The organism is Kitasatospora sp. NPDC001664, from assembly GCF_053596675.1.
In genome coordinates this window covers 259989-281889 of sequence record NZ_JBSFGS010000001.1, presented here as the reverse complement: position 1 = coordinate 281889, position 21901 = coordinate 259989, and the positions used below count along the sequence as shown (strand labels likewise).

The window sequence follows — 21901 nt, the reverse complement described above, 5'->3', positions numbered from 1 at the left end:
GCGTCAGTTGAGCAGCTGGACCTCGGCCACGTCGACCGGCGTCGGGGCGAGGGCGGGCACCCGGAAGAGGAAGTCCGGCCTGACCCGCTGCTTGGTGTCCTCGCGGATGGCCGTGATCTTCCAGACCGCGGTGGCCGCGACGTAGTACTTGCCGTCGGGCTGCCCGGCCGAGCTGTTGCCGTAGACGTACTGGCAGTCCGGTGAGGTGACCGCGCCCGAGCCGGCCGTGTACGGGGTGCCGGGGCCCTTGCAGCTGACCGGCTGCTCGCCGAGGCCGGTGGTCCACTCGACGTGGTCCAGCTCCGCGTGGGCGGTCACGGTCAGCACGTTCCCCTTGGCCTCCGCGCTGACCGGGCCGGAGCTGCGTTCGCTCCGCTCGTACCAGAGCCAGACCGGCACCCCGACCGCGGCCTTGCCGGCCGGCGCGGTGCGCATGTCCGGCGGGAGCAGCCGGAGCTTGGCGACGGCCTTCGACGCGAGGTCGGCCGGGTTGTCGTAGACCGGCATCGGGATCGGCGGCTGCGGGAAGAACTGCTGCGGCCAGACCGAGAGGTTGCCGTCCTTGTCGCGGCAGACCACGTCGTAGATGGCGCCGTCGGCCGGGGTCCTGCCGCCCCAGACCGCCGCGGTGACCGGGGGCTGCGGGTTGGCGGGCTGGTAGTAGCAGCCGTTGTCCTTGCTGAACCAGCCCAGCTTCGGGTCCCAGCAGGGCCGGTCGACGCCGTTCCAGGTGCAGAGCGGGACGCCGTTGTCGCTGCCGCCGCCGCCCGGGGTGCCGGGGCCGGGGGTCGTACTGCCGCCGCCACCGGGCTCGGTGACGACGATGCAGATGTCGCGCACCTCGCAGGGGTCGACCGTGCCGCCCGGCTCGTCGGCGACCGCCGGGCTGGACAGGGCGGTGACCAGGCCGGTCACCAGCAGGGCTCGGAGAGCGTTCCGTCGGACGCCGTTCAGCATGTTCGGCCCACCTCGCGGATGAATTCGACGATCTGCCAACGGGATTCGGTCTTGCGCAGGGTGACCTTCGCGGTGTAGCGGGTGAGGCGGTTCTTCGGTTCCGCCGTCGCCCTGGTCCTCGCGTCGGCCTGGTGCCAGTCCGTGACGTCGATGCAGTCCTCGACGGTGGCGGTCGGGGGCTTGGCCTCCAGGTCCACCGCCGTCACCAGCGGCGCGTTGCGCGGCGCCCCGACCATCACCTTCTTCGCCTCGGAGAGCTCGGTGAGGGTGACCATCGTGTCGCTGAGCGCCTGTCCGCTCGAGGAGAGCCTCAGCGGCAGAACGTCCGCCTCCGGTTGTCCGAAAGCAGCCGTCCTGGTGTCCCACCACGTCCGGTAGGCCGCCAACACCACGGTGGCGTTGGCCCCTTCGAGACCGGTCATCGGCTTGGCGGAGGCCCCCACGGTGGCGGTTGCCGTGACAGCAGGAGCAGTTGGGGCGGCGGAGACGTCGGAGAGCCGGTCGGCGGACCCGCTCTGGCCACAGGCGGTGAGGAGCAGCAGGAGTGCCCCGCCGGCCCCAACCCTCCCTGGGCGCACCACAATTCCGTGCTGCCGCATCGCCCCACCTCGTCGCGGCCCGCCCCGCGAGGGACCGCCGCCGCAGAAGAAATCCGCCACCCCTGGTGCTGCTTCGGGGGATTGATTCTTCGCCAACCCGCCCCTGCCCGGCAACACCTCGGGCGTCCTGACCTTACGCGGAAGGCGGATCCATTGGGGCACTTTCCCGCCACAGAACCGCCAACAGTTCCTCCGAAAGCGACAATCCGGCCAATGCGCCCCGGACGGCGGCCCGGTTGCGGAGCAGCAGCCTCCCCTGCTCCCCCGGCGCCAACAGCCGCGCCCCGGCCGCCCCGTAGGCACTCTCCGCCCAGGCCAGCTGGGCTTCCACGGCCGGCTGGAGGTCCGCCGGAGCCACCGCCGCGGGCGCCCCGGGCAGGCCGTGCTCCAGCACCCGGTCCAGCGCCCAGGTGAACGAGCCCTCCCCGCCCGGAAGTACGGTGTCCCGTCCCCGCCGGGGCGGCTGGTAGCGCGCCACCCGTCCCCACAGCGGCACCCGGGAGTGCGAGAACAGTTCGCCCGCCCCCTCCTCACCCCGTTCGAGCGCCCCCCAGGCGTCCTTGTCGGCCACGGCGTCCACCAGCAGCAGGGTCTCCTCCTGGTCCCCGTGCACCATGGTGCTCACCACCCAGTCCCAGGCCAGCCCCCGCCGGTAGGCGTTGTCCGGCGTCGACCCGCCCGTCACCAGTGCCAGCCGCCGCCCGCGCGGGTCCGCCACCAGCTGACCCAGCAGCGCGACCACCAGCCACCGGGCCGGACGCTGGGCCGCCGCCCGCAGCGCCGTCAGCATCGCGTTCGCGTCCGCCTCCGGCGCCACCAGGGTCACCCGGCTCCCCCGGGCCCCCGCGTCGAAGCACCGTCCGGGCAGCTCCGCCGCCAGCCGCCGGGCCCCGTCGGCCGCCCGCGCGGACCCGGCGTGGGCCCGCTCCGGCCCGCCGTCCGCGCCGATCACCACCAACTCGATCCCGCCGCTCACCGGCATCCCTCCCTGCCCACCACCACCGCCGCCGTGCGCCGGCCCCGCCGCACAAGCTATCCGGCCGCCCTCGTCGCGCGTGCCGTTTCGACCGGAATGACGCGGGTCCACGCAGGTCAGGGACCATCGCGGGACCATGGGCCCTACTGACGGGCCGTCCGAAGCGGCACCATCGGGTACATGGACCGAGACGAGCGAGTGGAGACCCTGGGCGAGGCCGAGTGCCTGCGCCTGCTCGGCACCGTGCCCATCGGGCGCGTGGTGTACACCGAGCACGCCCTCCCCGCGGTCCTCCCGGTCGCCTTCGAGGTGGCCCCCGACGGCACCCTGGTCCTCGGCCTGCGGGCCGGCACCACCGTCAGCCGCGCCCTCGACGGCACTGTCGCCGCCTTCCAGGCCGACCACCTGGACCCCTCCACCCGGACCGGCTGGTCCGTCCTGGTGCACGGCCGCGCGGAGGTCGTCCGCGACGAGGCCGCCGTCCGGCAGCTGCTGCGGACCGGGCCGATGCCCTGGGTGAGCAGCGGCCAGCAGCCGATGTTCGTCCGGATCGCCCCGGAGCTGGTCAGCGGACGCCGCGTCCTCCCTGCGGGGCAGGCGCTCCAACGGGGCTGAGCCGGCGCACGGGGCTGCGCCCCGTAGGGGCGCGAGGAACTGCGCGCTGGGGAACGGCAGCGCGTGCAACTGGCTCGACTGCCCCGATCTAGCACTGGGCCGCCTTCCGTACTCGCGCAGTTCCTCGCGCCCCTGGCATCACCACCTTCGTCCCTCGCGATCCACCGCTGACAAGTGACCCGTGGGTAGGCATACTCTGCCGGTGTTCCGTCCCCCTTTCCGTCAGGAGCAGCCGTGACGACGTACGCCTCCCTCGCCGAGTTGACCGCAGCGGTCGGCACCGAGCTGGGCACCAGCGAGTGGCACACCATCGACCAGGGCCGGGTCGACCTGTTCGCGGAGGCGACGGGGGATCACCAGTGGATCCACGTGGACCCGCTGCGGGCGAAGGAGAGCCCCTTCGGGGGGACCATCGCGCACGGGTACCTGACGCTGTCGCTGATCCCGGTGCTGGCGAAGGAGTGCTACGCCGTCGAGGGCATCAGGATGGCGCTCAACTACGGCTCGGAGAAGGTCCGCTTCCCCGCCCCGGTGCCGGTCGGCACCGCCGTCCGGGCCACCGCCGAGCTGCTCTCCGCGACCGAGGTGCCGGGCGGGGTGCAGGCCCTGGTGCGGTACACGATCACCAGCGAGGGCAGCCCGAAGCCGCACTGCGTGGCCGAGACGATCACCCGCTTCTACGCCGCCTGACCCACCGTCAGGCCACCGCTTACGCCGAACGGTGCGTACGGCTCCGTCTCGCCGGGTGGGTGCGGGGCCCGGCCGGTAATGTCCGACAAGACGGACAGAACCGCTTATGGAGGTGCCGTGCCCAGCCCCGTCGCCTGGACGTCCCGGGTCGCCGCCCTCACCGCCGCGCTCGGCACCGGCACCGCGCCGCTGCTGGAACTGCCCGGTGACGCCTGGCGCCGGATCCGCACCGAGCCCTTCGGGGCCGAGCCCACCGGCGCCCGGCTGGCCCGGATCAGGAACTCCCCCAACTTCCGGGGCGGCGCCTTCCGCAATCCGGTGCCCACCAGCCGGCTGGCCAGGACCCGCAACCGGCTGGAGCTGAACCGGGGTCAGTTCGCGGCCAGCCGGCACCGCCGGGCACCGGCCGCGGCGGTGCCGCTGCACCGGCTGCTCCCGATCGAGCTGGCCGAGCCGCCCGGCTCCGGGCTCCGCGCCACCTGGCTGGGCCACGCCACCGTGCTGGTGGAGATCGACGGCCGCCGGGTGCTGTTCGACCCGGTGTGGAGCGAGCGCTGCTCGCCGTTCGGCTGGACCGGGCCCAAGCGGCTGCACCCGATGCCGATCCCGCTGGCCGAACTCGGGCCGGTGGACGTGGTGGTGATCTCGCACGACCACTACGACCACCTCGACCTGGCGACCGTCCGGGCGCTGGACGCCACCGGGACCACCTTCGCGGTGCCGCTGGGGATCGGCGCGCACCTGGAGCACTGGGGCGTCCCGGCGTCCCGGATCGCCGAGCTGGACTGGTGGGAGTCGGCCGAGGTGGCGGGGCTGACCCTGACGGCCACGCCGGCCCGCCACTACTGCAACCGCGGGCCGCGGAACAACCCGCTGGTGCTGTGGGCCTCCTGGGTGGTGGCGGGGCCGGAGCACCGGGTGTTCCACAGCGGGGACACCGGGTACTTCCCCGGCTTCGCCGAGATCGGCGGCCGGCTGGGGCCGTTCGACCTGACGATGGTGCAGATCGGCGCCTACAGCGACCTGTGGCCCGAGGTGCACATGACCCCCGAGGAGGGGGTGCGGGCCCACCTGGACCTGGGCGGCGAGCTGCTGCTGCCGATCCACTGGTGCACCTTCAACCTGGCCCCGCACCCCTGGGAGGAGCCGGCCGAACGGACCGTCAGCGCCGCCCAGGCGCTGGGCGCCCGCCTGGTGGTGCCGCGCCCCGGCAAGCCCTTCGAGCCCGCCGAACCACCGCCGGTCCGGCTCTGGTGGCGCGCGGTGGCGGCCATGCCGCGCGGCGCCGAACTGTTCGTCCCGCAAGGGCTGCAGCCCGCACCGGCCCGGCCCGCCCGCCGGGCGGAGGACGACGGGGTCACGGTCTGAGGGCAGCGGCCGTGGTGGCTCAGGCCGCCGCCCGGGCCCTGATGATCCGCCAGGCCCAGTGCTGCGCCAGCAGGGTGAGCACCCCGGCGAGCACGATGCCCAGCAGGTTGAGCAGCAGCTGGACCCCGGACCCCGCCGCCTGCGCGTAGTCCCGGTAGCCGAAGGCCACCGCCGCGTTGGCCGCGGCGGGGACGGTGGTGACCGAGATCGCCACGCCGACCAGCATCCCCGCCTTGGCCGAGGTCAACGAGAGCACCCCGGCCGCGCCGGCCAGCAGCGCGACCACGAAGGACATCGCGTCCGGCTTCCAGATGAAGGAGGTGTTCGGCCGCTCCGCGTCGAAGGCGGCCTGACTGAACAGCCCCAGCTGGTCCATCACCCAGGAGAACCCGGCGGTGAGCACCATGGCCACCGCGAAACCCACCAGCAGGGCGGCCAGCGAACGGCCCGCCTCCCTGGCCCGCCGCCGCACCAGGGCCACGCAGAGCCCGGCCAGCGGGCCGAAGTCCGGGCCGACCGCCATCGCGCCGACCACCAGGATCGCGCTGTCCAGCACCGCACCGCAGGCGGCCAGCATGGTGGCCAGGGCCATGAAGGCGAGGTAGACCACGCTCAGCGTGGACTCCTCGTGGGTGATCTCGGAGACCGCCTCCCAGACCAGCGCGTCCGCACCGTCGCCCGGGGCCAGCTCCTCGGCCCGTTCAGCGGACTTGGAGATGGTGAGCTCCAGCGGCGACACGTCGATCGCCCCGCGCTCGGCCAGCCCCAGCTCCCGCAGCCCGGCCAGCACCTCGTCGGCCGCCTCCCGCGCGACGTCGCAGAGCACCACGTCCCCGGCGGGGCGCAGCGCGGCGTCCGGCAGCAGCACCACGTGGGTGACGCCGGCCCAGGTGTCGAGGTGTTCGAGGACGGCGTCCCGCAGGTCGTGCGGGACGATCAGACGCAGATGCAGCATGGTCCGCAACCCTAGGGCGTGGCGCACCGGGGCGCCGCACCCGCCGCGCGCCGGACCGGACGAGCCGTCAGGTCCGGCGCCGTACTCCGGGCGGTCGACAGGTCGTCAGACCGTCCGCAGGGCCTGCTCGACCAGGGCGAGGGTGGCCCGGGGGTCGGCCACCTCGACCACCAGTCGGGCGTAGGCCTCCTCCACCAGCTCGATCACCACGGCCTTCTCCGGGTTCTTCACGTCCCAGAACACCTTCTCGCCGTCCCGGCGGAAGGTGCCCGCCACGATCACCCCGGGGAAGTGGGTGCCCGGGGCCTTGATCCCCTTGGGCTCGCGCAGGATGCCCGGGTCCACCGTCGCGCCCCGGACGTGCCGGAGCGGGATCTCGATCCGGCTCTTCAGCGCCCAGAACCGGTCCCACCCCTCGACCTCGACGGTCAGGACGCCGTCGGCCACCGATACCACTGCCATCTCCTCGACTCCTTCAGCTGGTTGACGTGATCCGACGGGCGAGCGCGGCGAGCTGCGCGGGCCCGCTCCCGGAGCGGCGCAGCCGCACGCCGAGCACGGTGGCGGCGAGCGCGGGGGCCAGGTCGGGCCCGGCCTCCGGGTGGGCGGCCAGGGCGGCCTCCAGGGCGGTCAGCCCCTCCTCGACCAGGGCCGCCACCTCGGGGTCGTGCGGGGCGCGCTCGGCGGCCGCGAGCAGCAGCAGCCCGGCGGCGGGACCGTCGTCGAAGGCGGCCGCGGCCCGGGCGAGGGCCACGCCGAGGCCGGGGGCGGCGGTGAGCGCCGCCGCGCCGGGGAGCACCTCCTCGTCCAGGTGCCGGCGCAGGGCGGCCAGGTAGAGGCCGCGCTTGCTGCCGAAGACCTTGTAGAGGCTGTTGCGGTGCACCCCGAGGCCCGTCACCAGGTCGTCCACCGAAGTCCCCTCGAAACCCCGGTCGGCGAACACCCGGGCGGCGGCCCGGACGGTCTCGTCCTCGTCGAACGCGCGTGGTCGTCCCATGCGGGAAACCCTAGGAGTAAAGGAACGGTCAGTCAAGAACGAACATTCCTGAAACCTGTTCCACCTCTGATGTCGTACGCTGTGCGCGTGACGGAAGCCTCCAGAGCCACCAGCGCAGCGGACACCGCCGAGCGGTTCGTCGAACTGCTCCGGATCGACCGGCTGGACGAGAACCTGTTCCGAGGTCGTTGCCACGCCGGGGCGCCGATGCGCGCCTTCGGCGGGCAGGTGGCCGCCCAGGCGCTGACCGCCGCCGGGCGGACCATCGGCGGCGGGCGGCACGTGCACTCGCTGCACTCCTACTTCCTGCGCCCCGGCGATCCCCGCCATCCCATCGACTACGAGGTGGACCCGGTCCGGGACGGCTTCTCCTACGCCACCCGCCGGGTGACCGCGGTCCAGCACGGCGAGGCGATCTTCACCCTCTCCGCCTCCTTCAAGACCCCCGAGGACGAGCCCGACCGGCACTCCGCCGCGCCCGCGGTGCCCGCCCCGGAGGACCTGCCCGACCCCTTCCCGGCCTGGGCCGCCGCGGCCCCCGAGGACTACGAGCGGGCCGCCGTCTTCCGCACCCTGGAGCTGCGCTTCGTCCCGGCCGACTCCCCCGGGCTGCCCGGCCAACTCCCCGGCACCCCGCAGCAGTTCGTCTGGCTGCGGACCGGCGGCCGGCTGCCCGACGGGGATCCGCTGCTCCAGGTCTGCGCGCTCACCTACCTCTCCGACCTGACGCTGGCCTCCACCGCCGCGATCGACCTCCAGGCGCACCGCTTCCAGCGCGCGGAGCCGTCCCGGATCGTGCTCGCCTCGCTGGACCACGCGATGTGGTTCCACCGCCCGTTCCGGGCCGACGAGTGGCTGCTGTTCGCCCAGCGCAGCCCCTCCGCCTCGGACGGCCGGGGCCTGGCGCACGGCGAGTTCTACGACCGCGCCGGGCGGCTGGTCGCCTCCGCCGTCCAGGAGACCCTGATCCGGCGGCGGGCGGTCTGACGCCCCGTCCGCCCCGCCTCCGGCGGGGCCCGACCTGACGCAGCCCGGCACTTGGCCGTTCAGGTGACGTTCGCTCGGCGGACCCCGGCCCGTATCATGGTGCGGGTGACCAAGGTTGACCTGTCACCAAGGCCGGTGGAGGCGATGTCGCCCCGTCAGCTCGAACGCCGCAAGAGCCTGATCGAGGCCGCCCTGACGCTGGTGAACGAGACCGGCGTGGAACGGCTCCAGATGAAACAGGTCTGCGAACGCTCCGGAGTCGCGCTCGGGACGGCCTACCGGTACTTCTCCTCCAAGGACCACCTGCTGGCCGCCGCCATCGCGGACTGGCACCGGCTGCTGCTGGACGACCTGGTCGCCGAGCAGCGCGGCTCACGGCGGGGGGTGGCCGAGACCGACCGGGTGGTGCGCTTCGTCCGCAACGGCATGCGGGCCTACCAGCGCCAGCCCCAACTGGCCCGGCTCCGGGTGGCGGTGGCCGCGTCCACCGACCCGTTCGCCTCCGAGACCCTGCAGTCGCTGGCCCGGGCCGACGGCGCCGCGCTGGACGCCGTCAGCCCCAGCCTGCCGCCCGCCGCCGGGGAGCTGGTCCGCCACATCGTCGGCCACTCCTGGCAGGGCGAGCTGACCTCCTGGGTGACCGGGCGGACCACGCTCGACGACGCCCGGCGCCGCCTGGAGGGCGTGGTCCGCCTGGTGCTGGCCCCCTACGAGGCGGCCTGACCCGCCGTCGGCCGAGTGACCGTCACCGGGTGGGCCACCACCGCGTCGAAGAGGTAGCCCTCGCGGTTGTGCACCGCGGTGACCGGCTGGGTGTTCCCCCGCCGGTCGGTGGCGCGGGCGCGCAGCTGGTACGCGCCCGGCTGCCCGGGCCGCCAGTCGTACGACCAGCGCACCCAGCCGTCCTTGCGCGGGTGGTCCAGCAGGCGCGCCCGCCGCCAGACGGCGCCGCCGTCGGTGGAGACCTCCACCTCCCGCACCGGCGCGGAGCCCGACCAGGAGCGGCCGGTCAGCCGGTGGGTGCGGCCCGCCTCCAGGACGGCGGCCCAGGGCAGCTCGAAGGCGCTCTTCACCACCTGCGCGGTGATCGGGGCGCTGCCGCCCTCCGGGTAGGCCTCGCCGAACAGGCGGTAGAAGTCGGTGTTCCACGGCGAGTACAGCGGCTCGTCCGCCACCTCGACGGTGCCCAGCCACTTGATCGAGGCGATCCCGATCCAGCCCGGCACCACCAGCCGCACCGGCGCCCCGTGGTCGGGGGCGAGCGGCTCGCCGTTCATCTCGTACGCCACCAGCACGTCGTCCAGCGCCTTGGCCAGCGGCAGCGGCCGGCGGACCCGTCCGAGCGAGACGCCACCGGCGACGTACTCCGGGTCCAGCCCCGAGGGCAGCACGTCCACCGCTTCCCGGCGCAGCCCGGCCCGGTGCAGCAGCTCGGCCAGCCGGACGCCGCGCCAGCTCGCCGAGCCGACGCCGCCCAGGGTCCACTGGGTGCCGGGCACCGTACGGCCCTGCTGCGAGAGGAAGAAGCTGCGGCCGTTGCCCGCGCACTCCACCAGGGCGGTGATCCGGGTGGACGGCAGCCGCTTCAGCTGCGCGAGGTCGAACTCCACGTCGCCGCGCCGCAGTCCACTGCCCGTCAGCTTCAGCCGCCAGGCGGCCGGGTCGATCAGCGGGGTGCTGGTGTGGTTGCGGACGAAGAACCGCTCGGTCGGCGTGTGGAACCCGGTGCCGGCCACCGAGTCCCAGCGCATCTCGGCGTTGGTGCCGCGCGGCACGAACCACTCGGGCGGCAGCGGCTTCACGATCCCCGGCACCGGCGAGGCGGCGCTCGCCGCATCCGGCACCGGCGAGGCGGCGCTCGCCGCGCCCGCCCCCACCGCGGTCAGCACCGGCCCCGCGACTCCGGCCGCCGCCAGCATCCGCAGCAGCGTCCGCCGGTCCACCCCCTCCGCCCGGGCCTCCCCCGCCAGCCACTGCTCGCGCCGCATCCGGTCGTAGGCGTACTCGTCCATCCGTCCGTCCCCTCCCTCGGTGGCGCCCGCCACCCCGGCAGCGCCGTCCGGCGGACGATCCTAGGTGTGCGGATGACGTGGCGTCAGGGAAACCGAGGAGCCGACCGGCGCGTCCTCACCGGCTCGCGTGTCAAAGCCGCAGATAGTACGAGATGTACGTATTGTCCGACCGCTGGAGCCCCCCTGATGAGCACCCGACCCGACGAACAACCGGGGGCCACCCTCCCGACCGACAAGGTGGTGTTCGGCGTCAGCGCCGTCGCCGTACTGGCGGTGGTCGCCTGGGGCGTGTTCGCGGCGGACTCGCTCGGCCGGGCTTCCAAGACCGGGTTGGACTGGGTACTGCACAACTTCGGCTGGCTGTTCGTGGTCGCCGCCGACGTCTTCCTGGTGCTCACGGTGCTGCTGGCGTTCAGCCGCTTCGGCCGGATCCGGCTGGGGCGGGACGACGAGGAGCCCGAGTTCTCCACCCTGGCCTGGGTCGCCATGATGTTCAGTGCCGGCATGGGCATCGGCCTGATGTTCTACGGCGTGGGCGAGCCGCTCCAGCTGTACGCCGCCCCGCAGCCGGGCTCCGGGATCGAGCCGCAGAGCGCGGCCGCCGCCCAGTCCGCGCTGGAGTTCTCGCTCTTCCACTGGACCCTGCACCCCTGGGCGATCTACGCCGTCGGCGGCCTGGCCCTCGCCTACACCACCTTCCGCAAGAACCGGGGCAACCGGATCTCCGCCGCCTTCGTCCCGCTGATCGGCCGTCAGGGCGCCGACGGCTGGATGGGCAAGGCCATCGACCTGCTCGCGGTCTTCGCCACCGTCTTCGGCTCCGCCACCAGCCTCGGCCTCGGCGCTCTCCAGGTCGCCGACGGGCTCGGCTACATCACCGACGTGAAGTCCACCGAGAGCGTCCAGCTGATCATCATCGGCTCGCTGACCGCCGCCTTCGTGCTCTCCGCCTTCTCCGGCGTGCACAAGGGCGTCAAGTGGCTCTCCACCGCCAACGTGGTGCTGGCCTCGCTGATCATGCTCTTCGTCTTCGTCTTCGGCCCCTCGGTCTACCTGCTGGACGCCATCCCCTCCACCGTCGGCGGCTACCTCTCCGACCTGACCACCATGGCCACCCAGACCGGCGCCTTCACCGACGAGGCCTGGCTGGGCTCCTGGACCATCTTCTACTGGGCCTGGTGGCTCTCCTGGGCGCCCTTCGTCGGCACCTTCATCGCCCGCATCTCCCGGGGCCGGACGATCCGTCAGTTCCTGCTCGGCGTGCTGCTGGTGCCCAGCGGCGCCACCGTCATCTGGTTCTGCGTGATGGGCGGCACCGCGATCCGGCTCGACTCCACCGGCGCGGCCGACCTGGTCGGCACCATCTCCCAGGGCGCCGAGGCCTCGATGTTCGAGACCCTGCGCTCGCTCCCGCTCGGCGGGGTCACCAGCGTGATCGCGGTGCTGCTGGTGATGACCTTCTTCATCACCAGCGCCGACTCCGCCTCCCTGGTCCTCGGCTCACTCTCCAGCCGGGGCTCGCTCCACCCGCGCACCTGGCTGGTGGTGGTCTGGGGCGTCCTGATGGGCGGGGTGGCCGCCGCCCTGCTGCTGGCCGGCGGGCTCAGCGCCCTGCAGAACGCCACCATCCTGGTCGCCCTGCCCTTCGTGGTGGTGATGCTGCTGCTCTGCCTGGCCCTGGTGCGCGAGCTGCGCTCGGACCCGGCGGCCGGGCCCTCCCGCCTGCACGCCGCACACGGCCTGCGGGACGCCGTCCGGGTCGCCGTCGGCGACGCCCTGGCCGACCACGGCGTGGGGCGCCGCCGCAACGGCGCCTCCCCGCCCCCGCCTCCCCCTTCCGAGTGAACTGGGCCGAACGCGGCTGATGGTTCGTCAGCGTCGTTCCCCTCCGGTGGCATGCTGAACAGCCTCGATGACCCGTCGCCCAGCTCCCACCTGGGCTTCACCCCGGTGTCGTCACCGTTTAACACCGCCCTGGAATGCTCACTGTCATGAACGCTCAGCCCGTCCCGGCACCCGCGGCCCCGCCAGGCCCGCGCTTCCCCCTGCCCCGCCGCCACCGCCGCCTGATCGCCTGCGCGGCCGTCGCCGCCTCGATCGCCCTCGGCACCCTCGGCGTCGCGGCCACCGTCGAGACGGCCCGCCAGCAGGAGACCATAGCGACCGCCAGCCGCTGAGGGCTCCGCCCGGTACCGCCCGGAGGGCGGTCAGGGGCGCGAGGAACTGCGCGCTGCGGCAGGCGACGACCCGTGTGCCGGGTACGGAGAACCACTTGCAGGTGAACGTCCGCACCCGGCACTCGGGTCGGCTTCTTCCGATTCGCGCAGTTCCTCGCGCCCCTGACCGCCCTCCGGGCGGGCGCCGCGGCGTCAGCCCGCGTAGGAGCGGGAGTGGCGGCCCGGGGTCTCGGGGAGGGGTTCGAGGGCCGGGGCGTAGCGGGCGGCGGGGGCGCGGAGGAGCCAGGCGCGGCCGGCCGGGGCGATCAGGTGCATCCGGTGCAGGAGGTCGAGGGCGTCGCGGCGGAAGGCCGTGAGGTCGGCGAGGTAGGCGCGGCGCCAGCCGTTGCGCAGGCCGTGCTCGTCGGTGATGTCGCCGAGGGCGCCGTCTATCAGGGCGTCGGGGACCAGGACGGCGGGCGGGGCGGACTCCTCGGGGAGGGGGCGCAGCTCCTCCACCAGGCGGCAGGCGAGCAGCAGGGCGGCCTGGGCGAGGGTGCCGTTTCCGGGCAGGGCCAGGTCGGTGAGTTCGTCGGCCGGGTCGAGCAGGGCGATGCCCTCGGCCCGGTGCTCGGCGGTCAGGCCGAGGAAGTCGGCGAACAGGGCCGTCTCCGAGGCCCGGTGGGCGAGCAGCCAGCGGCGCTGGTCCGGCGTCAGTTCGTCGAGCAGCACCACCGGGGTCTCGGCCAGGCGCCGCCGTACCGCGACCGGGTCCGGTACGGGGGAGTCCGGCGGGCCCGGGCTGAGCAGTGCTCCGGCCAGCTCCCGGTCCGCGAGGCCTCCCGTCAGCACCCGCCAGTCGGCCAGCTGCTGACGGACCGCCGGTTCGGTGAGGTCGGGCGCGGCGCCGTCGGCCACCGCCGCCAGGGCGCGGACCAGGGCCGCGTACGCCTGCGGCGTCCAGGGGCCGTGCTCGGTCGGTTCGAGGGCGCGGCCCGGCAGCGGAGCCTTGTGCAGGCGGGCGTAGCCGGCGCCGACGGTGAGGGGGTAGCCGAGCAGGGTGGCGAAGCGTTCCACCAGCCAGTCGGCGTGACGGTGGATCAGCGGCAGGCCCTCGCCGTGCGGGCCGCCCGCGGTGACCAGCGGGTGGGCGGCCAGCAGCCGGGCGGCGGTGCGGCGTTCGACCGCGACCTGCTCGGGGCTGCCGGGCACCGGCTTGCGGTGGCGGCCGCGGCGGCCGGTGACGGCCAGGGCGTCCCGGCCGGGGGCGACCCGGCTGCGGCGGCCGCCCTCGCGGCCGCGCAGGGTGGTGGGTTGATGGACCGTCGGGCCGTGCCACCAGCTGCAGCCCTCGTCGTCGGCCTCGTCCTCGGGCAGCACGCCGCCCAGGTGACGGGCCCCGTAGAGGCCGAAGGCGGCGGTGAAGAGCGCATCGGCCTCGGACGGCCCGGCGCCGGCCAGCAGCTCCGCGAGCCGCCCGGCAGCGGAGTGGCCGGCGCCCGGGAGACCGGTGGGCGGGCCCGCGGCGGGGTGGCCGACGGCAGCGCCGGACGGCACGACGGCGGTGAGCTGCCCCGCCCCCGCCCCGCGCCCGCTCGTCGCCCCGCCCTCGTACCGCTCCATGTCGCCCACCAGACTAGACGGTGCACGTCCCCCGCGTGGCTGCCACCCGCACCCCGTTACTTACGCATGGGTAACTACCTCTTCCGCAGGCCACCCGCCGTCACCTATCGTCCTGGGCATGCCGAACCTGCCCAACGTCGTGCTGTGGTCGATACCCGCCTTCGTGCTGCTCACCGTCCTGGAAGTGGTCTCCTACCGCTTCCATCCCGACGAGGAGGAGCAGGGCTACACCGTCAAGGACACCGCGACCAGCCTGAGCATGGGGCTGGGGAGCCTGGTCTTCGACGCGCTCTGGAAGATCCCGATCGTGGCGATCTACGCCGCGCTCTACGAGCTGACGCCCCTTCGGGTGCCGGTGCTCTGGTGGACCGTGCCGCTGATGCTGCTGGCCCAGGACTTCTTCTACTACTGGTCCCACCGCGGCCACCACGTGATCCGGATCCTCTGGGCCTGCCACGTGGTGCACCACTCCAGCAAGCACTACAACCTCTCCACCGCGCTGCGCCAGCCCTGGACCTCGGCCACAACCTGGGTGTTCTACGTCCCGATGATCCTGGCCGGGGTGCACCCCGCCGCGCTGGCCTTCTGCTCCTCGGCCAACCTGGTCTACCAGTTCTGGATCCACACCGAGCGGATCGGCAAGCTGCCCCGCCCCGTCGAGTACGTCTTCAACACGCCGTCCCACCACCGGGTGCACCACGCCTCCCAGGGCGGCTACCTGGACCGCAACTTCGGCGGCATCCTGATCCTGTTCGACCGCTGGTTCGGCTCCTTCGCCCCCGAGACCACCAAGCCGGTCTACGGGCTGACCAAGAACCTGAGCACCCACAACCCGCTGCGGGTGGCCACCCACGAGTACGCCTCGATCGCCCGTGACGTGGCCGCCGCGACCAACTGGCGCGACCGGGTGCGCCACCTCACCAAGGGCCCGGGCTGGCAGCCCGGCCCGACCGACCGCCCGGAGGGCACCGCCGCATGACCGTCTCCACCCGCCTGCGCACCGCCCGCGGCCTGCTCACCGCCTTCGCCGCCACCTCGGTCACCCACCTCGGCGCCATCGCCGCCGGGGCGAGCGTGCTGCAGAACGCCACCAAGCCCGCGCTGGTGCCACTGCTGGCCGGCTACGTGGCGGCCCGCGCCGAGCGGGCACCCAAGCTGCTGCTGCCCGCACTGGCCTTCTCCACCGGCGGGGACGTGCTGCTCCAGTTCGACCAGCAGGCCGCCTTCCTGGCCGGCATGGGCTCCTTCGCGGCGGCGCACGTCTGCTACGTCACGATGTTCGTGAAGATGGGCGCCCTGGAGGACCGGCGGCGCACCGTGGTCCTGGCGCTGGCGTACGCCGCCGCCTGGGCGGTGATGATCAGTCAGCTCTGGCCCGGCCTCGGCGACCTCAAGATCCCGGTCGCGGTCTACAGCCTGCTGCTGGCCTCCACCGCCGTCACCTCGGCGGGCCTGGGCTGGCGGGCCGGGCTCGGCGGCGGGCTGTTCCTGCTCTCGGACACCCTGATCGCCACCGAACTGGCCGACTGGAAGGCCCTCCCCGGCCACGGCGTCTGGATCATGGCCACCTACGTGCTGGCCCAGTTCCTGCTCGCCGACGGCACCCTGCGGGCCACCACCGCCCCGGCCTCGGCCCCGCTCACCGCTCCCCTGGCGGCCACCGGCCGCTGACGGCCCGTCGGGTCCCGGCACGCTCCCGGACGGGAGTGGCTACCACCACCTGCGCTTGGCGCGCGGCGGCGGCCACTCCCCCGGGACGTACTCCGAGCAGCGGCAGTAGGTGTAGTTCCAGAACCCCACCCAGTCGCCGTTCTCGTACCGGTCGCCGCTGCCCTCCTCGTGGTCGCAGCCCCCGGTGTGGGCCGAGTGCCCGCAGTTCCGGCAGGGCGGGCGCGGCGCCTCGTACGGCGGCAGGTAGATCGGCGAACCGGTCCGCCAGACCAGCACGATCCCCACCACACAGGCCGTCAGGACGACGATCCCCACCAGACCGATGACGGTCTCCACTGCCATGCCCCACCCCCGTGACGGCCACTGACCGCCTCCTACCCGGGGGCCGCCGGGCCGCATCCCGCCCTGGCGTCACCGTCCTGCAACAGCCGTCACCGCGATGTCACTCCGTCGTCCGCCGGCGCAGCAGCCAGAAGCCGCCGACCCCGGCGGCCACCAGTGCCCCGCCCGCCGCGAGCTGCCCCGGGCCGGTCGAGGCCGAGCCGCCGACGCCGGTGTGCACCGGGCCGGTCGGGAGCTTGCCGCCCTGGTCCTGCCCGCCGTGCCCGGCCAGCTTGACCTCGACCGCGCCGCTGAAGGTGTCGCCGTTCGGGCACTTGCCGTCGATGCCCCAGCCGGAGGCCTTCGCCCCCTTCACCAGGTTGCCCAGGTTGCTGCCGAGGTTGCCGAGCGCCTTGGAGGCGAACTCCTTCTCGGAGGCCAGCAGGGCCCTGCCGCTGTACTTGCCGTCCGGACCCACCGTCAGGGTGGCGCTGCCGGTGGAGAAGGCCTGCGAGTTGGCGGTGATGGTCTTCACCGAACTGGTCTCGCAGGTGACACTGACCGTCACGCTCTGCCCCGGCGCCGCCTCGGCGGGACTCACCCAGGCGGGCTCGACGCTCTTGGCGGTGGCGGCGGGAGCGGCCAGGACGAGCAGGGTGGTCGCGCCGATCAGCGCGGCGGCGGTACGCGGAGCGCGCATGCCGTTCCTCCGGTTCCGGGCGCAGCACACGGACTCCGTCGTCGCGTGAGGGGACAGCTACACCCTGTCACCTGCGACGCTAGGCAGCGCCGCCCCGGACGGCCACCGTTCGGGACCGTTCGGGGGGCGCACTCGTACCGCTCAGAGGTCCAGGTCGACCACGACCGGGGCGTGGTCCGAGGTGCCCTTGCCCTTGCGGGCCTCGCGGTCCACGTAGCTGTCGGTCACGGCGTCGGCGAAGGGCTTGTTGGCGTAGGTGAGGTCGATCCGGATGCCGAGGTTCTTCGGGAAGCCCAGTGCCCGGTAGTCCCAGAAGGTGTACGGGCGGTCGTACTTGAGGGCGCGCGGCATCACGTCGGCCAGCCCGGCCTCCCGGAGGGCGGCCAGCGCGGCGCGCTCCGGCTCGGTGACGTGCGTCTGGCCCGCGAAGACCGAGGGGTCGTAGAGGTCCTCGTCGGTGGGCGCCACGTTGAAGTCACCCATCACGGCGAACGGGCGGTCGCCGGCGGCGTCGTCGAGGACGGCCTGGCGCAGCGCCTCGAACCACTCCAGCTTGTAGGTGTAGTGCGGGTGGCCCACCTCGCGCCCGTTCGGCACGTAGACCGACCAGACCCGGAGCGGGCCGCAGGTGGCGGCGATCGCGCGGGGCTCGGTCTCCGGGATCATCGCGCCGTCGGCCAGGAAGCCGGGCTGGCCGGGGAGGTCGCGGACCACGTCCTCCAGACCGATCTTGGAGAGGATCGCCACGCCGTTCCACCGCCCGGTGCCGTAGGCGGCGGTCTCGTAGCCGAGCTCGCGGACGGCCTCGTACGGGAACGCGTCCGAGGCGCACTTGAGCTCCTGGAGGCAGAGCACGTCGGGGCTGCTGCCCTCCAGCCACTCCAGCAGCTTGGGCAGCCGGGCGGTGACGGAGTTGATGTTCCAGGTGGCGATGCGGACGGTCACGGCGGGCGGCCTTCCCGAGCAGGTACGACGGACATGTACTCCTGCAACATACCGTCACCCCCTGACAGGGCGTGGCTACGCCTTTGGGGGCGCGAGGAACTGCGCGCAGGGGAACGGCAGCACGTGCAACTGACTGACGGTGCTTCAGTTGCAAGTGCGCCGCCTTCCGCATCGCGCAGTTCCTCGCGCCCCCGGGATTACCGACTGGGGTGAACGACGGCCGCGGAGCCGCCGCCCCTTCGGGTGGGCTCCGCTGCGGCGACCCAGCGGCCGTCGGGGAGGCGTTCGACACCGGTCGCGGCGCCGATCTCCGGGGTGGGTGCGAAGACCTGGCCGAGGGCCTCCAGGCCGGCCTTCTCGGGCGAGGCGAGGAACGCGGGTTCGGCGACCGACGCGGCCGTGTTGCGCTGGCTGGCGCGCGGGGCGGCGATGGCCTGCTCCAGCGTCATGCCCCGGTCCAGGCGGCCGAGCAGGACCTGGAGGACGGTGGTGATGATGGTGGAGCCGCCGGGGCTGCCGACCGCGACGAAGGGCTTGCCGTCCTTGAGGACGATGGTCGGCGAGATGGAGGAGCGCGGCCGCTTGGCCGGGCCGGGCAGGTTGGGATCGGGAACGCCCGCGGTGGCCGGGGCGAAGGAGAAGTCGGTCAGCTCGTTGTTGAGCAGGAAGCCGCGGCCGGGGACGGTGAGGCCGCTGCCGCCGGTCTGCTCCAGGGTGAGGGTGTAGGAGACCACGTTGCCCCAGCGGTCGGCGACCGTCAGGTGGGTGGTGCTCGGGCCCTCGTAGGTCTCGGGGACGGCCGGGCCGGCGGTGGCGCAGGCCGCCGGGTGGTACGGGTCCCCCGGCGCGAGCGGGCTGGTGAGGGCGCGCTCCGGGTTCAGCAGGCAGGCCCGGGAGACGGTGAACTCGTCGCTGAGGAGTTGACGGGTCGGCACCCGGAAGAAGGCCGGGTCGCCGACCCAGCGGCCGCGGTCGGCGAAGGCGATCCGGCTGGACTCCAGGTAGCGGTGCAGGTACTGGGTCGAGCTGACCTTCGACAGGTCGCCCTTGGCCTCCAGGATGCCCAGCGCCTCGCCGACGGTGGTGCCGCCGGAGGAGACCGGTGCCATGCCGTAGACGTCGTAGCCCCGGTACTCCTGGTGGGTGGGCTGACGCTGGATCACCCGGTAGTCGGCCAGGTCCTTGCGGTCCACCTTGCCGGGGCGGGCGTTCCAGCCGGAGGCCGGGTCGACCGGCGGGTGCTGGAGGGTGTTGACGATGTCGGTCGCCAACTGGCCCTTGTAGAGGGTCTCGACGCCCTTGCGGCCGATCTCGCGGTAGGTGGCGGCCAGCTCCGGGTTGCGGAAGGTCGAGCCGACCACCGGGAGCTCCCCGCCGGGCAGGAACAGCTTCGCGGTGTCCGGGAAGGCCCGGAAGCGGGTCAGGTTGAGCGCGGTCTGGTCCTGGAAGGTCTGGTCGACGGTGAAGCCCCGGTCGGCCAACTTGGCGGAGGGCTTCAGGAGTTCGCCCAGGCTCCGGCTGCCCCAGCGGTCCAGCGCGGCGTCCCAGGTGGCCGGCACGCCGGGCACGCCGACGCTCAGGCCGCTGGTCACGGCGTCGGCGAAGGCCAGCGGCTTGCCGTTCTCCAGGAAGAGCGTCTCGTCGGCCGTCCGGCCGGTGACCTCACGCCCGTCGATGGTGGAGACCCTGCCGCTGCGGGCGTCGTAGTAGACGAAGAACCCGCCGCCGCCGATGCCCGCCGAGTACGGCTCGGTGACGCCGAGCGCGGCCGCCGTCGCCACCGCCGCGTCCACCGCGTTCCCGCCGCGCTTCAGCACCTCCAGGCCGATCGCGGTGGCGTCGGCGTCCACACTGGCCACCGCACCGCCCCAGCCCACCGCCTCCGGCACCTTGGGCGGCACACCGGCCTGCGCCTGCGCGGGGGCGGCCGCGCAGATCAGCGCGCCGGTCAGCGCGAGCGGGACGATCCGGATCAGACGCATGGGCCCCTCCAGGACATTGCTGGCTCGTCAACTCCCTTGCGCTTCATGTTCTTTCACATCCGCCATGCCCACCACAATGGCACTTCTGAGTGACTACCAGCCGGTAACCCCGTTCCCGCGAGGCTGGGTCGCAGCCACCCTCCGCCGGAGTCAGCCGTCGCGGAAAACCGCTTGTCCGTCCGCTCCTCCCGGCGGCAGGCTGCCGGACATGTCCGAGAACACCACCAGTTCCTCCGTCGCCGCGCTCTTCGCCGCCGACGGCCGCCTCGTCTCCATCCCGCGCAAGGCGGCACGCCGCGAGCAGCTGCTCGACCACCTGGCCGGGACGCTGTTCGAGCCCGGGACCGCCTACACCGAGAAGCAGGTCAACGAGGCGTTGTCGACCGTGCACGAGGACTTCCCGGCGCTACGCCGCTACCTGGTCGAGAGCAGCCGCCTGACCCGCACCCGGGACGGCAGCAGCTACCGGCGCACAGCGGCCTGACCCCCGATGACCCGCGCCGTGGCGGCGTGCGCCGAACAGCTGGCCGAGTGGCCGGCCGACCCGGAGGACGCCGCCTACTGGCGGTCGCTCACTGCCTGAGGGGTGGTCAGCCAGAGCAGGAAGCCGCCGTCGAGGACCACCTGAGCGGCACGGGTGTAGCCGCCGGTACCCGGGTGGGCGCCGTCGCCGGCGAGGGCTTCGGCGTTCCAGGCGAGGTCGGTGGCCAGGGCGGCCGTGAGGGGGATGAAGGGGACGCCGCGGGAGGCGCAGACCTCGGCCTGGGCGTCGGCCAGGTCGAGCAGGCGGCCGAGGTGCTCGTCGCCGTACAGCGCGACCGGCGGGGGGCCGACGACCAGGACGGCGATCGAGCGCTCGGCGGCCTCGGTGAGCAGGGCGGTGAGGTTCGCCAGAGTGCGGGCCGGGGCGACCCGCGGGGCGCCGTCCTCGAGGACGGTGTCGTTGCTGCCGAAGGAGACGACCAGGCGGTGGTCGGAGCCGGAGGCCGAGCGGGGGGAGAACTCCGTCCAGACCCGGGCCAGGACGTCGTCCGAGGTGTCGCGGCGGATGCCCAGGTTGAAGGCAGTGACGTCCGGGCCGGCGGCCGCGAGGACGCGGCCGACCCAGCCCTGGTACGCGGGGTCGCCGATGCCCTGGACGAAGGAGTCGCCGATGAAGCAGACGCGCAGCTGCTGATCACTCATCAGGACAGCCTAGGGAGCGGGGACCGCACGGGAGTTCGGTGTCCAGCGGACGGACGCTCAGCCGGCCGCCCGCTCCACCCGGTGGCGCTTGATGGTGCGGAAGCGGCGCGCCACCTGCCGGGCCAGGTCGGCGGCGCCGACCAGTCCGGCGTCGTTGCCCAGCGCCGCGTGCACGATCTGCGCCTCCGGCCGGAAGCCGCGCCCGGTCAGGGTCCGCTTGAAGGCCTGCCGGGCCGGCGCGAGGAGCAGCTCGCCCGACTCCGAGACGCCGCCGCCGATGACGAAGCGCCCCGGGTCCAGTGCCGCCGCGAGGTTGGCGATGCCGACGCCCAGCCAGGTGCCGACCTCGTACAGCAGCTCGGTGGCGACCGGGTCGCCGCCGCGCGCGGCCTCGGTGATCAGCGGGCCGGTCAGTCCGTCGGCCGTGCCGCCCGCCAGGGCGAGCAGCGGCTGGACCACCGGGGACTCCTCGGCCACCAGCTCCTTCGCGTCGCGGACCAGGGCGTTGCCGGAGGAGTACTGCTCCCAGCAGCCGCGGTTGCCGCAGGGGCAGCGGTGCCCGCCCGGGACCACCTGCATGTGGCCGAACTCGCCCGCCAGGCCGTACTTGCCGCGGTCGACGTAGCCGTCGCGGACCACCGCCCCGCCGATGCCGGTGCCCAGGGTGAGCATCACCATGTGCTCCTCGCCGCGCCCGGCCCCGAAGCGCCACTCCGCCCAGGCGGCGGCGTTGGCGTCGTTCTCGACGATCACCGGGAAGCGCAGCCGGGCGCTGAGCGCGTCCCGCAGCGGTTCGTCGCGCCAGTTGAGGTGCGGAGCGAAGAGCACCCGGGAGCGGTCGGAGTCGACCCAGCCGGCCGCGCCGACGCCCACCGCGTGGACGTCGTGACGGTCCGCCAGCTGGAGCACCAGCTCGACGATCACGTCCTCGACCACCTTGGGGCTCTTGCTCTTGTCGGGGGTGTCGGTGCGGATCCGCTCCAGCACCTTGCCCTCACCGTCGACGACCCCCGCGACCACCTTCGTCCCGCCGATGTCCACGCCCACCGTGGGCAGCCGCAGCACGCTGGCCGGCAGCGCCCGGCGGCGGCGCTCGGCGCGCGGGCCGATGCCGAGCAGGGTGGGCAGGACGGGCGGACGTTGGGGGCTGCTCACGGGGCGG

24 protein-coding genes are annotated in these 21901 nt (G+C 73.8%); 10 read left to right on the top strand and 14 right to left on the bottom strand.

The genetic code is table 11. The features are described from left to right. Positions 1–3: 3 nt before the first annotated feature. The 3 genes from ACWCYY_RS01390 to ACWCYY_RS01380 all read right to left on the bottom strand — a co-directional run bounded on the left by ACWCYY_RS01390 (position 4) and on the right by ACWCYY_RS01380 (position 2532). Positions 4–957 (bottom strand): hypothetical protein, encoded by a 954-nt coding sequence (locus tag ACWCYY_RS01390; protein WP_449794736.1) that lies wholly within the window; start codon positions 955–957, stop codon positions 4–6. After that, on the bottom strand, positions 951–1556 hold the full coding sequence (locus ACWCYY_RS01385; RefSeq protein WP_449794735.1) for a hypothetical protein: 606 nt from the start codon (positions 1554–1556) through the stop codon (positions 951–953). Before ACWCYY_RS01385 ends, ACWCYY_RS01390 begins: the two co-directional genes overlap by 7 nt. Before the next feature lie 133 nt (positions 1557–1689). Further along, entirely contained in the window at positions 1690–2532 is an 843-nt protein-coding gene (locus ACWCYY_RS01380; protein ID WP_449794734.1) for a hypothetical protein, read from the bottom strand. 180 nt (positions 2533–2712) lie between these two features. On the opposite strand from ACWCYY_RS01380, the gene ACWCYY_RS01375 reads away from it, so the two are divergent. From ACWCYY_RS01375 to ACWCYY_RS01365, 3 genes are all read left to right on the top strand, one after another. Beyond that, positions 2713–3147, top strand: coding sequence for a pyridoxamine 5'-phosphate oxidase family protein (locus ACWCYY_RS01375; RefSeq protein ID WP_449794733.1), 435 nt, complete (start codon positions 2713–2715; stop codon positions 3145–3147). 234 nt (positions 3148–3381) lie between these two features. Further along, entirely contained in the window at positions 3382–3837 is a 456-nt protein-coding gene (locus ACWCYY_RS01370) for a MaoC family dehydratase (protein ID WP_345280146.1), read from the top strand. Positions 3838–4026: 189 nt separating this feature from the next. Beyond that, on the top strand, positions 4027–5205 hold the full coding sequence (locus tag ACWCYY_RS01365) for an MBL fold metallo-hydrolase (protein WP_345280303.1): 1179 nt from the start codon (positions 4027–4029) through the stop codon (positions 5203–5205). Positions 5206–5224: 19 nt separating this feature from the next. Here ACWCYY_RS01365 and ACWCYY_RS01360 read toward each other — a convergent pair whose 3' ends face one another. From ACWCYY_RS01360 to ACWCYY_RS01350, 3 genes are all read right to left on the bottom strand, one after another. Continuing rightward, positions 5225–6160, bottom strand: a complete 936-nt coding sequence (locus ACWCYY_RS01360; protein WP_345280148.1) for a DUF389 domain-containing protein — start codon at positions 6158–6160, stop codon at positions 5225–5227. A 105-nt stretch (positions 6161–6265) separates the two neighbouring features. Next, positions 6266–6622, bottom strand: a complete 357-nt coding sequence (locus tag ACWCYY_RS01355) for a hypothetical protein (protein WP_345280149.1) — start codon at positions 6620–6622, stop codon at positions 6266–6268. 13 nt (positions 6623–6635) lie between these two features. Further along, complete coding sequence (locus ACWCYY_RS01350) at positions 6636–7157, bottom strand: TetR/AcrR family transcriptional regulator (RefSeq protein WP_449794732.1); 522 nt, start codon at positions 7155–7157, stop codon at positions 6636–6638. An 87-nt stretch (positions 7158–7244) separates the two neighbouring features. On the opposite strand from ACWCYY_RS01350, the gene ACWCYY_RS01345 reads away from it, so the two are divergent. Together ACWCYY_RS01345 and ACWCYY_RS01340 are read left to right on the top strand one after the other, a co-directional pair. Beyond that, positions 7245–8144, top strand: a complete 900-nt coding sequence (locus ACWCYY_RS01345; RefSeq protein ID WP_345280153.1) for an acyl-CoA thioesterase — start codon at positions 7245–7247, stop codon at positions 8142–8144. A gap of 105 nt (positions 8145–8249) precedes the next feature. Continuing rightward, positions 8250–8867 carry a TetR/AcrR family transcriptional regulator gene (locus tag ACWCYY_RS01340; protein WP_345280155.1) on the top strand — a complete coding sequence of 206 codons (618 nt, stop codon included), beginning with the start codon at positions 8250–8252 and terminating at the stop codon, positions 8865–8867. Here the strand turns inward: ACWCYY_RS01340 and ACWCYY_RS01335 are convergent. Next, positions 8852–10156: a sulfite oxidase gene (locus ACWCYY_RS01335; RefSeq protein WP_449794731.1), complete on the bottom strand. Its 1305-nt coding sequence runs from the start codon at positions 10154–10156 to the stop codon at positions 8852–8854. The genes ACWCYY_RS01340 and ACWCYY_RS01335 overlap by 16 nt on opposite strands. A 186-nt stretch (positions 10157–10342) precedes the next feature. Here ACWCYY_RS01335 and ACWCYY_RS01330 point away from each other — a divergent pair, with 186 nt between their 5' ends. Further along, the gene (locus ACWCYY_RS01330) at positions 10343–12001 is read left to right on the top strand and encodes a BCCT family transporter (protein ID WP_449794730.1); all 1659 of its coding nucleotides are present in this window, start codon (positions 10343–10345) and stop codon (positions 11999–12001) included. Between the two features lie 146 nt (positions 12002–12147). Beyond that, positions 12148–12333 carry a hypothetical protein gene (locus ACWCYY_RS01325; protein WP_345280160.1) on the top strand — a complete coding sequence of 62 codons (186 nt, stop codon included), beginning with the start codon at positions 12148–12150 and terminating at the stop codon, positions 12331–12333. Positions 12334–12525: 192 nt separating this feature from the next. Here the strand turns inward: ACWCYY_RS01325 and ACWCYY_RS01320 are convergent, their stop codons facing one another. Beyond that, complete coding sequence (locus tag ACWCYY_RS01320) at positions 12526–13935, bottom strand: DUF2398 family protein (RefSeq protein WP_345280305.1); 1410 nt, start codon at positions 13933–13935, stop codon at positions 12526–12528. Between the two features lie 118 nt (positions 13936–14053). Here ACWCYY_RS01320 and ACWCYY_RS01315 point away from each other — a divergent pair, with 118 nt between their 5' ends. Together ACWCYY_RS01315 and ACWCYY_RS01310 are read left to right on the top strand one after the other, a co-directional pair. Next, complete coding sequence (locus ACWCYY_RS01315; protein ID WP_345280162.1) at positions 14054–14914, top strand: sterol desaturase family protein; 861 nt, start codon at positions 14054–14056, stop codon at positions 14912–14914. Beyond that, positions 14911–15606, top strand: a complete 696-nt coding sequence (locus ACWCYY_RS01310; RefSeq protein ID WP_449794729.1) for a lysoplasmalogenase — start codon at positions 14911–14913, stop codon at positions 15604–15606. The genes ACWCYY_RS01315 and ACWCYY_RS01310 overlap by 4 nt, the downstream gene beginning before the upstream one ends. Positions 15607–15645: 39 nt before the next feature. Here the strand turns inward: ACWCYY_RS01310 and ACWCYY_RS01305 are convergent, their stop codons facing one another. From ACWCYY_RS01305 to ggt, 4 genes are all read right to left on the bottom strand, one after another. Further along, the gene (locus ACWCYY_RS01305; protein ID WP_449794728.1) at positions 15646–15948 is read right to left on the bottom strand and encodes a hypothetical protein; all 303 of its coding nucleotides are present in this window, start codon (positions 15946–15948) and stop codon (positions 15646–15648) included. A 100-nt stretch (positions 15949–16048) separates the two neighbouring features. Next, positions 16049–16627 carry a hypothetical protein gene (locus ACWCYY_RS01300; protein ID WP_345280168.1) on the bottom strand — a complete coding sequence of 193 codons (579 nt, stop codon included), beginning with the start codon at positions 16625–16627 and terminating at the stop codon, positions 16049–16051. A gap of 141 nt (positions 16628–16768) precedes the next feature. Continuing rightward, positions 16769–17572, bottom strand: a complete 804-nt coding sequence (locus ACWCYY_RS01295; protein ID WP_345280170.1) for an exodeoxyribonuclease III — start codon at positions 17570–17572, stop codon at positions 16769–16771. A gap of 197 nt (positions 17573–17769) precedes the next feature. After that, entirely contained in the window at positions 17770–19554 is a 1785-nt protein-coding gene (ggt, locus tag ACWCYY_RS01290; protein ID WP_449794727.1) for a gamma-glutamyltransferase, read from the bottom strand. A 208-nt stretch (positions 19555–19762) separates the two neighbouring features. On the opposite strand from ggt, the gene ACWCYY_RS01285 reads away from it, so the two are divergent. Continuing rightward, positions 19763–20038: a DUF2087 domain-containing protein gene (locus tag ACWCYY_RS01285; RefSeq protein ID WP_345280174.1), complete on the top strand. Its 276-nt coding sequence runs from the start codon at positions 19763–19765 to the stop codon at positions 20036–20038. A 74-nt stretch (positions 20039–20112) separates the two neighbouring features. On the opposite strand, the gene ACWCYY_RS01280 is transcribed toward ACWCYY_RS01285, so the two are convergent. Together ACWCYY_RS01280 and ACWCYY_RS01275 are read right to left on the bottom strand one after the other, a co-directional pair. Beyond that, entirely contained in the window at positions 20113–20739 is a 627-nt protein-coding gene (locus tag ACWCYY_RS01280; protein ID WP_449794726.1) for a GDSL-type esterase/lipase family protein, read from the bottom strand. Positions 20740–20796: 57 nt separating this feature from the next. After that, positions 20797–21894 (bottom strand): ROK family glucokinase, encoded by a 1098-nt coding sequence (locus ACWCYY_RS01275; protein WP_345280178.1) that lies wholly within the window; start codon positions 21892–21894, stop codon positions 20797–20799. Positions 21895–21901: the final 7 nt, after the last annotated feature.